This window comes from Desulfothermus naphthae, assembly GCF_054657475.1.
Genome location: NZ_BAAHYQ010000001.1, coordinates 1,040,684 through 1,053,643, shown reverse-complemented (window position 1 = coordinate 1,053,643; position 12,960 = coordinate 1,040,684). Strand labels below are relative to the sequence as shown.

Here is a 12,960-nt window from a genome sequence, read left to right as displayed (position 1 = left end):
AAAGAATTTAGAAAAAAGCCTATCCTCAGGCCAGGATAGGCTTTTTTTTCTTAGTATTTATTTTAAATTTTAGAAACCAAACTCTCCGTCAGAAAGATCGCCACCAAATCCAAATTCTGGTTTTGCTTCAGAAGATTTTGTTTCACCAGTTTCAGCAGCACCTGCTTCAGCCTCAGCAGCGGCAGCACCTTCTCCAGATACTGTTACCACACCATGTTTTTTCACTTCTTCAATCTTTGCAAGGAGTTCATCTACTTTCTTAATGTACTCGTCCACCTTGGCAGCAGAAGCAATTATCTTTTTCTCTCCTTCTTCCTTCATCTGAGCCTCATAATCTGCCACCTTGGCTTCTAAAGCTGCAATTTTCTTTTTGTTTTCTTCAATAATACCCTCATATTCAGCTAGTTTTGCCTTTTGCTCTTCAATGGTCTTTTTGTATTCAGCTATTTTATCAAAAATTGAATCTACTTCTTCTTTAACATCTGCTGGAAGAGATAAGATAGATACATTTTCTCCCAGTTCCCTGACTTCTTCCTTTCCAAGTCTTGCAAGCTCTGGATGTTGTTCATAAATCCAGGCCTTAGACATTGCCGATGCAAAGGGAGCTAATTCCTTATCAACCTGTTTCTGTGTTACAAAACTTAGCAACTCCAGAACATCCTGATTATAGTTGCCTGCCTTGCCCCTCAGATAAGACACGAATGTCTGTATGGGGAAAACTTTTCGAGCTTCTGCCATGACAGCCTCCTTATTTATATAACAAAAAGTTTATTTTTCTGCTCATCCACCTCTGTGGATACCCTTCCTATCATCCTTGCATATGCAAGGGCAAAAACCCTGTAGACTAAATGTCCCAACTTAGACCAGGGTAAATATGCTATTAACATAAATACAGACACAAGGTGTATATAATATGCTAAATAAGCAAGTCCTGCAATATTAGCCCATCTCAAAACTTCACTTAAAATTCCACTTAAAGCAACTACCCAGATAAGACCTAAAAGATACCAATCATAGTAAGTTGAAGCATCTTTTGTGGATTCATTTAATCTTCTCTTTGTAAGATTTATCAGTCCAATTATAAGTAAGACAGCTCCAACATTTGCAAGCAATTTTACTGGGTTATATAAGGGCATTGGATATCCCATATGCAGGAATGAAAAGATTTTTCCTGCCCAATGGGTAAATGCCACAATAGCTGTAACTACAAAAAGGGCTGCAAAACCATAAAACAACATCAAGTGGCCTTTGAATTTTAATTGATCATCCTCTTCTTCTCCACAATCCTTAAATTTTTTGTGGGTCAAGACCTCATCTTTTATTACTTCATATAAGGCATGCCAGATTGTCTTTGGCCTCGTGTATCCAACTACAAAGGTCTTTGGCTGTGTATCAAACACCTCTTTCAGTTTTCTAACCCCTTTATAAAAGCTCCAAATTACAAAAATTGCAGCCAGACCAAATATTGGGTCTATTGTGTAGTCTCCTGGAAAGATCAGGGAATATTCTACATGTCCATCTTTTAGAGGAAACGGTGAACCACAGATGCTTCCTGTAATAAACCAGATTAAAAGGTAAATAATTGCAGGAATAGCAATCAATTTTGGAAGGTGTTTTATTGAGCTCATCCATTTACCCAAGAAAGATGGTCCGGTCAAATTCCTATAGGCCATGTTTCTTAAAGCAGCCATAAGTTCACCAGGCTTGGCACCCCTTGGACACATTTCACTACACTGTCCACACTTGTGGCATAGCCACATATCAATATCATTTACCAATTTGTCTTTTAATCCCCATTGAGCCCAAATCATTTCCTTCCGTGGAAACGACTTGTCCATTGGAGATAGGGGACAAACAACACTACAGGTGGCGCACTGAAAACACTTTTTTATGTTTTCCCCACCAATTTCCTGTAGTTCTTTTATAAACTCAAGATCAGGTTTAACTCGACTTACCATTGTCATATTTCCCTCCTACTAATATCCCTTAAAAGGATTGGGACCCAGTTTAATAATGTCCTCAACAAAACTATCAATTATCTCAGGAATCCTATCATAGTCATCTATGGCAACCTGTTCCTGCCTAACCCTTTCTAATTCCACACCCAGTCTATCCAATGTCTCACCAATATTTTGCATTCTTCTATTGCACAGTTCAGATCCCTTCATAAAGTGACATTGATAGTCTTCTCCATATTTACATCCTAAAAGAAGACATCCATCATTTCCTTTACTCATGGCATCAGCAATCCAGATTGTATTAACAGATCCAAGACAGCGTACAGGAATAATCCTTACATAGGGACTCCATCTACGTCCCCTTTTTGCAGCCATATCCAGGGCTGGATAGGCATCATTTTCACAGGCAAGGATCACTATCCTTGGACCTTCCTTTTCCATATTATCAGGAACTTTAATGGAGGTAATCATTGATCCAATCTGACCAACACTATAATTGTCAAAGGAAATAACCCTTTCAGGACATGCACCCATACAGGTACCACACCTTCTACATCTTGCAATATTTGGTTTTGGTGTTCCCTTTTCATCGTCATCTAATGCACCAAATGGACATTCTTCAGTACACCTTTTACATTGAGTACACCTTACAAAGTTGAATTTTGGATAGGATAGATCCCCAGAGCGTGGATGTACAGCCACACCCCTGTTTACAGATTCGATACACTGAATTGCTTTTAGTGCTGCACCATAAGCATCAGATTCAGACCTGGCAAGTGTCATTGGCTGTCTTACAGGACCTGCAGCATAAATCCCTGTTCTTCTGGTTTCATAAGGAAAGCAAATATAATTTGAATCTGCATAACCATCGAAAAGGTCTAGATCAGGAAATGCTGGTCCCTGCCTATATTCAAGATTTATAACAGGCTCAAGAGCAGTGGTTGGTACAAATCCTGTAGGAACAACCACAAGATCAGCCTCAATTTCTATTGTCTCTCCTAAGAGGTTATCTTCAATTCTCACAACCACATTTTCATTGGACCCAGCATAAAAAGAAGTCACTCTACCTTTGGTTAGCATGATACCTGGATCATCCTGGGCTGATTTATAGTAAAGTTCATACACTCCAGGAGTCACCATGTGTTCATAGATGATATAAGCAATTGAATCCTCAATCATTTCCCTTACATATCCTGCCTGTTTCAGGGCAGTAAGGGAAGTAACTTCTGATGTATACTCAAGATGTCTATATGTCTTGATTGGTTCAAACTTTACCTCAATTGTCTCTTCTTCTTCTGATGATTCTTCACTCTTTGCCTCTGCTTCTTCTAATTTCTTCTTTCTTTCCTCTTCTTCTTGTTTAGCTATATCCTCATATAAATCTGAGGCCCCAAGTACAAAAAGTACATTCTTTGGAACGCCCCCATCACTAGGCCTTTTGATCTCGCCCTTTTTGGCCATTTCTTCAAATTCAACATTAGTGACTATATTCTTTAGAGAACCATAACCCAAGGGTTCTAAATATTTTGGTTCAATGGGCTTCCAACCAGTTGCTACTACAACTGCTCCAACTTCAACCTCTTCCTCGCCCTTAGCGGTCTTTAAATAGGCAATATATTGACCTGGTTGACCACTTAATTTTTCCAACTGAGTCCCAACATATACTTTTATCTTCTTGTTATTTTTAACAGCCTGGATCTTTTCTTCTATCTTTGTATCTTCTGCCTGAGTATAGGGTGGATTTATTGGAAAACTCTTAAGCATCTTTGCAGCGTATCCACCAAGTTCCGACTCTTTCTCAACCAGAACTGCCTCATAGCCTCCCTCAGCTACTGCTAAAGCTGCATGAATGCCCGTCCAACCACCACCTAAAACAAGCACTCTTTTCACACTCTCAATTGCTTCCCCTTCTGGAGCAGCACTTTTTTGGAGTTTAATAACAGACATGTTGATGTAATCCATCACCATGTCCCATAGGAGTTGAGGGGTTTCATCTCCTGGCTTGAGCAAAGACCCATCTGGATTTTTATATGCCATTATCCCCTGTTCTCTTAAATTTACTCTATCAACAACAACCTTTGGACCAAAATCAAAATACTCAGTATCTTCTCTGGGAGATGGTCCAACAATGCTCACGCCATCAATAGCACCAGAATCTAAATCTTTTTGGATCTCCTTACGAGCTTCATCACTGGCTACCAGTGGAAATACCTTAATAACTGGTGTTGCATCTCCCCATCTATTCTTAATTTTTTCTACCAATTGATCCACGTCTAAATATGGATCAAAGGTTGCTTTGTCTATGTATATACCGATCTTCTCGGCCATATTTACCTCCCTCTTACCGTTTGTATGGCTTTCATAGCAGCAGCAGTACCTGATTGAGCTGATTTCATAACATCGAGAGGTTCGGCTGCACAACCTGCTACAAAAATACCTTTATCCTGAGAATCAAAAACAAAACCCTCTTCATCCACTTGGACATCAAAGGGAACACTCTCCCCTGCAAGTGATGGCTGCATACCTGTTGCCAGCACCACTAGATCATATTTTTCGGTTATCTTATTGCCAGATATGGCGTCTTCTGCTGTTACCCATACATCTGATGTAGCAATATCCTCTTCAACCTTTGCAACCTTGCCTTTAATGGTCTTTATCTTTTCGTCTGCCAATACCTTATCAGCAAATTTTTTATATCTACCAGGCGTCCTTAAATCAATATAGAATATTGTCACTTCTGCATCAGGATATTGTTCACGTACATAGGTGGCCTGCTTTATTGATGCCATGCAGCAGATATAAGAACAATAAGGTAAATGATTTTCATCCCGTGATCCTGCACACTGAACAAAGGCAACCTTTTTTGGTGGAGCACCATCAGAAGGCCTTACTATCTTACCATTTGTAGGACCAAATGGAGAAGCAAGCCTTTCCATCTGCATATTAGATATGCAGTTTGCGATCTGTCCTGCTCCTAGATTTGTGAGATTAGTCACATCATAGGGTTTCCAACCAGTGGCAATAATAATGCTTCCAACGTTCAGAGTAATAGTCTTTTCTTCGTCCTTTAAATTAATAAAAGGGCTCTTTGACAAAAGCTTCTTTTCCTCTTCTGATACATGTTCTAATTCAAGAACATATCTTCCAGGATAAGCAAAAGGGGCATCCAGATAAAGGGGTTTTCTGGATGATAGACCAAATTCAAATTCATTCTTTACATTGGCAGCGAGTTTTGCAGCAAGTTCTGATAAATCACAACTACGAGGAGCAGTATATCTTGGCTTTATCCTAACAGCCACTTCATAATTACCAGCACTCCCACTCACTGATGTCACTTCAGCTAATGTAAACACCTTTACATTCGGATTTTTTTTGATCCTCTGAAACTGGATCTCCAAACCACAGGATGGGGGACACAACTTGGGGAAATATTTATTCAGTTGCATCACCCTTCCGCCCAAAAAAGGCCTTTTTTCTACGAGATAGACTTCATGGCCAACTTCCGCCGCCTCTAGGGCCGCAGTTATGCCGCTGAAGCCACCCCCGATTACTAAAATACTTTTTGACATTTCATCCTCCCTATAACAGAGCTTATACCAATAATCGCCTTTAGCCTCCCTTGATACACCTAATCTTTCTCATCAGCCCGGACACATAACTTTTTCTCTCTTATCTTATACTCCTTTTTTAAGCAACCAAAAAACCCATTTAAAAATTTATGCTTAATTGTGCCCTCAAGGGAATTTTAGTCCTCTGGAGTAATCTTCCCTCAAGATCACTTAAGATATCAAAAAAGGGCAGGACCTAATTTTAGATCCTGCCCTCTGTTTTCATTATATGAATTATGGTGCGTATGGATCAGGAATAATCTGGATATAAGGTCTCTTGAACAGAGTGATCTCTTTCTTCTCAGGATCATACTTGGAGTTTACAAAGCATCTCCATTTGGAATCATCAATCCCCATGTAATCTGCCCTGTAGTAGAATCCAGGATAACGGGTCTCTTTCCTGAAATCAATGTGGAGCATATGAAGCCTTACAGTCCATAGTCTGTGATACTGTTCCCAACACCTCATGAGTTCGTGTAAGTCTCTAGCAGCGAGCTTTTTCGAGTCTTCTTCAAGCATATCAAGTAGTTCAAATCCTACTTTTAACATTGCCTCAGAAGTCATGTAGTAAGTAGCACATCCACCACCATATTCGTCAGTGTGCTTGATAAGTCTGAACATGAAGTTTCTTGGGGTAATGAAGTTCGGATTTACATTTGGATCAGTAGACTCATCCTTGTGTTCCATGTAGGTATACCATGGCTGATAAATTTCTTTCTTCAGTTCTTCTGCACTCTCTTTAATGGTTGGCTTGAAGTCTTTGTGGTCTACACACCACCTAATGAGCTGCTTACCAGCAATTCTACCCTCAGCATGAGAACCAGAGGAGAATTTATGTCCAGAAGCACCTACCCCGTCAGCAGCAGTGAACAGACCGTTTACTGTGGTCATTCTGTTATAAACTTTTCCATTATCAGCCTTTATCTTGTACTCTTCAGGTACCCAATCCTCGTCTGGTCCAGATACCCAGATACCACAGCAACCAGAGTGGGAACCTAAGAGATAAGGCTCAGTTGGCATAATCTCAGAGCCCTTTTCCTCTGGCTTAATATTCATACATGCCCAGAGGTTTGCCTGGCCAGGACACATGTCAAGGAAGTCTTCCCAGGCTTCAGCCTCTAAGTGCTTCTGTTCAGCCTTGGAGAGTTCTTTAAAAGTGGTCTGAAGGGCAGTTGCTGTATCCATATAAATAGGACCACGGCCTTCCCTCATTTCCCTCATCATCATGTGATTTCTGAGGCATGTGGGAATAACTGAACTAAGGGCATAACCACGATCCTGATATGGTTTTAACATAGCTGCATTGGTTTGACAGTAGTCTTCACCCTTTGCATTGGTTGCTTTTGCCTTAAAGAGTAAGAACCATGCACCAACAGGACCATAACCATCTTTAAATCTTGCTGGTACGAACCTATTTTCCATCATGGTCATCTCAGCACCAACCTGGGCGCAAAGTGCATAGGTAGAACCAGCATTCCATACTGGATACCAGGCACGGCCCATACCTTCTCCAGTGGACCTTGGTCTGTAAACATTTACAGCACCACCGCAGGCAACCAAAACAGCATTGGCTTTAATGATGTAAATCTTATTTTCCCTTGTAGAAAAACCAACAGCACCAGCAATCCTGTTTGGCTCTTTTGCATCAAGTAACAATTTAACAATAAAAAGTCTCTCAATGTACCTATCTTCACCAAGGGCATTCTTGGCTGCTTCAGCAACGATCACCTTATAGGACTCACCATTGATCATGATCTGCCAACGACCAGAACGTACCGGCTGAGCACCATTTCTTACTGCCAATCCCTCTGCTTTTGCCTTTGCACCATCCAACCTCTTTCCATCCTTCATTACCCAAAGGGGAAGTCCCCATTCCTCAAATAGATGGACTGAATTGTCAACGTGACGACCAAGATCAAAAATGAGGTCTTCACGAACAATTCCCATAAGGTCGTTTCTTACCATTCTTACGTAATCATCGGGCTCATTTTCACCAAGATAGGTGTTAATAGCAGAAAGACCAGGAGCAACAGCACCAGACCTCTCCATTGCTGCCTTATCTACTAAAAGTACTTTAACCCCATACTTATCTGCCCAACGCACAGCCTCATATGCTGCACCACAAGCCCCCATACCACCACCAACGATCAATGCGTCGGTCTCTAACTCTACTACCTCAGGTTCGGCTAGAGGTATACCTTTAGGTTCATCTTTGATTGGTAGTTGTGGCATATTTCTACTCCTTTTTTATCAGTTTAGTTTTTATAGTTTTTTACTTAACCCAAAAACAAAATCTATTACCCAATCTTCCATGTCTTAGTGAGATCAGCTTCTTGAACCTCATATTTTTTATTTAGAACTTCCTTTGGAACTTTCAATTCAGTTTCATTGAAATATAAATTATTCTCCAGATCTCCAGCCTCTGGTTTCCCTTCATAAGGCTTAATTGAGCCTTCAGGAGTAGTTCTGATTGGGAATTTGAATCTCTTTACTTCTCCATTTCTAAACTGAATAGTCCACATGATATCCTCAGCACTCCTGAGAGGAATACTGGTGCCGCCAAGAGGAGCAAAATCAGCATATGGCCTTGCAGTAATTGCACCTTGTGGACAAATTTTAATGCAGGAATAACATTCCCAGCACTGATCAGGTTCCTGATTGTAAGCCTTCATTTCTTTTTCATCCAAGATCATTAAGTCATTTGGACAAATGTACATACATGCAGTCTTTTCTCCGCCTTTGCAACCATCGCATTTTTCTGGGTTAACGTAGGTTGGCATACTCATACCTCCTGTTTTTAATTTCTAAATAAGCTTTACCTATACTATACTACCCTTAAAAAGTTTGTGAAAAAAGTAGCAATGTCTAATATTGTTGTCAAGAATTAAATCCTTTTAAATTTTACTTAAATTACAGTAATTTAATCTTTCCTATGCAATCATATTCCTTTCTAAAAAGAATCTTCATATATAAGGCGTCAGCAAACTTTTGCTGACCCTAATTTCACAAATTTATACCTCAATTTCTGGTGCTGGCAAAAATTCTGATTCCTTAGCAGCTAGTTCTTTAATCTCATCAACCTTTGCAAGAACGCCTTCAAGGGCAGCAGCTCCTAAATCCTTTTTATCTGCTACCTGATTAAAAAGTTCTCTTAAAAAGGCCACAGGTACATCTGTAATTGCTCCGCGGGAGTCAATACGAGCAGTGTCAAATTCTTTCAATATCCTCTCTTTCATCTCTTCAGAGACTTCAACATTTAAGCAACGAAGTTCCCCACCAAACATGTATTGAACTTTATCTTCCAACTCGGTGCCTTTTATTTTGGCAAACCGTTTATCGTCTAAAAGCACTACTATAAAATATGCCATTTTTTACCTCCTAAATTATATTAAAGGTCTTCCAAGTCCACTTCCAATTCCTTTTCTTTGTTAATTACGTATTTCTCATTGCAGAATGGATAATTAAAGTGCTTCCACCACTTTACAATCATCTTGTATACTTCTGGCCGCATAATAATTGCTGGTGGCTGCACACCCTCAGCAACCATTCCCCTTAGAAAGCTTCCACTGAGTTTCTCACGTTTATGGCCACAGCTCTCACTATATGCCATCTCTTTACATGTTGGGCAGTAGGAGAATTCACGCATATTTTGTGGCCTGATCTGGAGTCCATAAGGGACATCTGTTGGAGGTTTTGGAAATCCAAAGCTTGGAATGCCCTCTGTCCAAAGAATCTGAGTAGACCACTTATCATAGTATTCACCAACTGCAGCGTGATCACGACCAAACATGTGATGGGTACATCCCATATTTTGACGAATTATACCGTGTAATAAGGATTCAAGTGGATTACCATAGCGCATATCCCATAAACACATGGAAGTTAAACGCCTATCTTCCTTAATATATCCAGCAGTTGTTACAGCCTCTTGACCTTCTAAAATTGCCTCATCAGGATAGTCACCACGACGTTTCACACCAATTATTGCATTTACCAAAATACCATGACATGGTTCAACATCACCAGTATAGGCAGCATTTTTCATTAAAAATTCATGACCAACGTGAGGAACATTCCTTGTCTGATGAGCAATTACTGTTCTCCAATTTCTCTTATCAAACTCTTCACGTGCCTTTCTTGGTGGATACCAGAAGCGATCAAAAGGTGGTTTAAATTTGGGTTCATTGATAATGGTATATTTACCAGCAAGCACTATTGGTTGTAGACTGCGATAAATTACCCATCCAGGATGCTTTTTATTAAAAGGCTCTTTCACTACCTCTGGATTGTCCTCTGGAGTTCCAAATGTCTTGTGAGCCAACTGTTCTGGATCTTCAATTTCCCAAATTTCCTCAATATCCAAAATTGCAAATGGTTTTCCTTTTAGGTTTAAAACCAAACGATCACCCGCCTCTACCCCTAAATTTTTATAATCCTCTTTGCTAATGTCAAAGACCAATGGATATGGGAATATCCAATCATTGAGCAAACGACGCTCTTTCAAAATTCTATCAACCTCAGCCTTTTTCATAGAACCTTCAACTGGGCTAAAAAAACCATAACAAATAGACATAATCTCACGATAGACATTACGAACAGGTACCCCTGTTTCATAGTGCAATGTGGGCTTTATTTCATATGTGGGGCAACCTTTGATAATCTTCTTTGCAGCTTCTTTATCTCTAATCACTCTTTCTACAAGCCTTCCCCCATGAGGTAGTGGCCTCTCGATAATTAAACTAGACATCCATACACCTCCTGTTTTTTTGATATTATGTTCACATATTAATGGTGCTTTTTGGGGCAGCTTATATGAATTACTAGAATTGTCAAGAAAAGTTTTGTGAAAAAATTCACGTTATGCAAATAAAAATAACAGGAATCTTTTGCTTAATTTCACCCCAGATTGGTAAACCTGGGGTGAAAATTATTTTTTTGGTTATTACATAGGACTTATACTGGAAGGCCTAGTTTTTTCCTCTTTTGATTAATATATCCAATTAAATAATTGGCTGTTTTTTCTGGATCTTCTTCGACATAAAATCTTGCCCCAATGAGCTTTTCCAGATCCTTGGTAAGGAGCTTTACCATGTTTTTGCTTCCAGATACATAGGGCTGTCCCCCAATATGGGTTAATACACCCATACACACCGCCCATGTACCTATAGATACTGCCTTTTCTGTAATGAATTCTGGGGCTGAAGCAGCTACTGGAAGGTCTTTAATGTCTACTTTTAAGTATTCTGCCAAGGGATTTAAGAGATCCTCTAGTCTGCCATTATCAACACATGATCCCATGTGCCAACAAGGGGGAAGGGCCTTTAAATTATTTGCCCTGGCAATTGCCTTTAATACTGATTTTAGTCCTTGTCCTACGCCCTTGTATTCTGGATCTGGTCTTAAAAATCCCCTTTGGGCAGCAACATGAGACCAACATCCTGTGCCAATAACAAGTATGTCATTTTCAATAAGTCTTTTGGTGAGCACGGTATGTCTATACCCATATTCAACCCTTGGGCTTACACATCCAACAATTGCTACAACTCCTCTTATTTTATTCGAAAAAATTGCATCTTTAAGGGGTTTTAAAGGATCCTTTTTATTAACTGCCTTAAGGAGATCTATAATCTGCTCAACAGAAAAGCCAGCCATTAATTTTTCTGGTGATTTTTTTGGAATAAATACCTTTGAAGGATCCCTGTTTTTGTAATTTTTAACTGCTATATCAACTATTTTAGCAGCAACTTCATCTGCATTTTCTGGTTCAAACTCTATGTGCGTTGCGCCAGTAAACTTGGCTTGTGGATTTGTTGAAATTATTTTTGTATGGAAGTGTTTTGCTACTTCAACTATATTTGGCATAATACACTGGACATCCACTATCATGGCTTCAACTGCACCGGTTAATATGGCAAGTTCCTGCTGTACCATAGAACCAGCAAGGGCAACACCCCTTCTCATTAAGAGTTCATTACCAGTACAACACATGCCAACTATATTTATTTTTTTTGGAGGATTTTTGTATTTTCTCGCATATTCTAATATTTTTTCAGACAAAATAGGCTCATGTCCATTGACCACTATATTTATACAATCTTCTTTAATAACCGTTAAATTTGCTTCCCCTTCCACTAACTTAGGAGTACCAAATAAGATGTCCTGGAGATCACATGCACCATGAAGTCCCATATAACCATCAACTAAGGCAAGTTTGAGAGCTCCAAGGGCCAAATGGGTCATATCATTATCCACTCCAAGATGGGTCCTGTGGGCCGCTTCTGAAAAGGTTGCACCAGCACCACTTGGGATTATTCCAAGTTTTTTCCAGGTCTTTATTCGCTCTTTATTTGCTTTAAAATGGAGCCAATTTGGAGTACCCTTATCTCTATTTAAATCATATAAACTCTTTTTTGCAACTGAGAGGGCTTTATTTTTACCTCTGCATCTTAATCCTTTATATACTTTATCTAATTTTTTCTTATCTGTAATCTTGTATCCCTTGACCTTGCCTTTTGCCACACCCTCAATGGTCTTTGCAGCTGCCCTCATATGTTCTACATGGGCAGCAGCTCCGCCAAGCACCCTTGTTAGTAAATTTTTTCCAACAATCATATCTGCAGTGGCACCACATGCCCCTTTTTTATAACCAGTGGAATCATCTACTGTGCATGGTCCCATCTGACAGTGAAAACAACACACCCCTGTAATTCCACCATACCCCGCATTTGAAATAGCACAGTGAACTTCTCTGTCAAAAACCAAATCAACACCCATTCTTTTTGCCCGCTTGATCATTGTATTAGTAATTTCATCTGGCACAAAATCTGAGGCAATACTGTGGTTTTGAATTGACCTTGCTATGGCCTTTTTATTTTTAAGTAAGAGTCCAGCAAGGCAACCAGTTGCAGTAAGTTTTAATACATCTCTTCTCTTTACATCCACCTGACCATTTTTTTCATTTTTTTTCTTCTCCATGTTTACTCACCCCCTTTTTTATTTTTTCTTACACCCCAAATATAGAATAACATCTTAATTGACAGGAACTATATCACTGAATACTTCATTCGTAAAGTAGTAGATTTTACCAGTTTTGGTCCTCAATAAAAAAAATTTTGAATTTTTTTATTGAAAATTATGACAATTAATTGAAAATTTGATAAAAGACGACAACCATGGCAGACTTAATTGTATCTTCACTCCTCCTGTTTGATATTTTTTAGAAAAAGGAGTAAAGCCTTTCTTGATAAAGGGATATTAACTTGGTACAAAAAGACGAGTTTGATCAAATATTAAAGCAGGGCCTAATTATCTTTTTTGAGCTTAGTTCAAAGGAATTAAAATAGCTTTTTGTTTTATTATACTGGATAACAAAGAAGTGATGGCTAAAAATTTTA

The 12,960-nt window shown here is 39.2% G+C and carries 9 protein-coding genes; all 9 read right to left on the bottom strand.

From position 1 onward, the window contains the following. Positions 1-69: 69 nt before the first annotated feature. Complete coding sequence (locus ACYQ1E_RS05025; RefSeq protein WP_459876043.1) at positions 70-738, bottom strand: hypothetical protein; 669 nt, start codon at positions 736-738, stop codon at positions 70-72. 14 nt (positions 739-752) lie between these two features. Next, positions 753-1,964, bottom strand: coding sequence for a quinone-interacting membrane-bound oxidoreductase complex subunit QmoC (gene qmoC / locus ACYQ1E_RS05020; RefSeq protein WP_459876040.1), 1,212 nt, complete (start codon positions 1,962-1,964; stop codon positions 753-755). Between the two features lie 12 nt (positions 1,965-1,976). Then, complete coding sequence (locus ACYQ1E_RS05015; RefSeq protein ID WP_459876037.1) at positions 1,977-4,286, bottom strand: hydrogenase iron-sulfur subunit; 2,310 nt, start codon at positions 4,284-4,286, stop codon at positions 1,977-1,979. A gap of 2 nt (positions 4,287-4,288) precedes the next feature. Beyond that, the gene (locus ACYQ1E_RS05010) at positions 4,289-5,527 is read right to left on the bottom strand and encodes a CoB--CoM heterodisulfide reductase iron-sulfur subunit A family protein (protein WP_459876035.1); all 1,239 of its coding nucleotides are present in this window, start codon (positions 5,525-5,527) and stop codon (positions 4,289-4,291) included. Positions 5,528-5,800: 273 nt separating this feature from the next. Beyond that, complete coding sequence (gene aprA / locus ACYQ1E_RS05005) at positions 5,801-7,798, bottom strand: adenylyl-sulfate reductase subunit alpha (protein ID WP_459876032.1); 1,998 nt, start codon at positions 7,796-7,798, stop codon at positions 5,801-5,803. Between the two features lie 65 nt (positions 7,799-7,863). Continuing rightward, positions 7,864-8,346: an adenylyl-sulfate reductase subunit beta gene (gene aprB / locus ACYQ1E_RS05000; RefSeq protein ID WP_459876029.1), complete on the bottom strand. Its 483-nt coding sequence runs from the start codon at positions 8,344-8,346 to the stop codon at positions 7,864-7,866. A 231-nt stretch (positions 8,347-8,577) separates the two neighbouring features. Beyond that, positions 8,578-8,934: a DUF6955 family protein gene (locus ACYQ1E_RS04995; RefSeq protein WP_459876027.1), complete on the bottom strand. Its 357-nt coding sequence runs from the start codon at positions 8,932-8,934 to the stop codon at positions 8,578-8,580. Between the two features lie 20 nt (positions 8,935-8,954). After that, positions 8,955-10,313, bottom strand: coding sequence for a sulfate adenylyltransferase (gene sat / locus ACYQ1E_RS04990; protein ID WP_459876024.1), 1,359 nt, complete (start codon positions 10,311-10,313; stop codon positions 8,955-8,957). 206 nt (positions 10,314-10,519) lie between these two features. After that, on the bottom strand, positions 10,520-12,541 hold the full coding sequence (gene cooS / locus ACYQ1E_RS04985; RefSeq protein ID WP_459876021.1) for an anaerobic carbon-monoxide dehydrogenase catalytic subunit: 2,022 nt from the start codon (positions 12,539-12,541) through the stop codon (positions 10,520-10,522). Positions 12,542-12,960 lie beyond the last annotated feature (419 nt).

Coding starts and splice junctions, on each gene's coding strand:
- ACYQ1E_RS05010 (WP_459876035.1), bottom strand. CDS start 5,527: ATGTCAAAAAGTATTTTAGTAATCGGGGGTGGCTTCAGCGGCATAACT.
- sat (WP_459876024.1), bottom strand. CDS start 10,313: ATGTCTAGTTTAATTATCGAGAGGCCACTACCTCATGGGGGAAGGCTT.
- aprB (WP_459876029.1), bottom strand. CDS start 8,346: ATGCCAACCTACGTTAACCCAGAAAAATGCGATGGTTGCAAAGGCGGA.
- ACYQ1E_RS04995 (WP_459876027.1), bottom strand. CDS start 8,934: ATGGCATATTTTATAGTAGTGCTTTTAGACGATAAACGGTTTGCCAAA.
- cooS (WP_459876021.1), bottom strand. CDS start 12,541: ATGGAGAAGAAAAAAAATGAAAAAAATGGTCAGGTGGATGTAAAGAGA.
- ACYQ1E_RS05015 (WP_459876037.1), bottom strand. CDS start 4,286: ATGGCCGAGAAGATCGGTATATACATAGACAAAGCAACCTTTGATCCA.
- qmoC (WP_459876040.1), bottom strand. CDS start 1,964: ATGACAATGGTAAGTCGAGTTAAACCTGATCTTGAGTTTATAAAAGAA.
- ACYQ1E_RS05025 (WP_459876043.1), bottom strand. CDS start 738: ATGGCAGAAGCTCGAAAAGTTTTCCCCATACAGACATTCGTGTCTTAT.
- aprA (WP_459876032.1), bottom strand. CDS start 7,798: ATGCCACAACTACCAATCAAAGATGAACCTAAAGGTATACCTCTAGCC.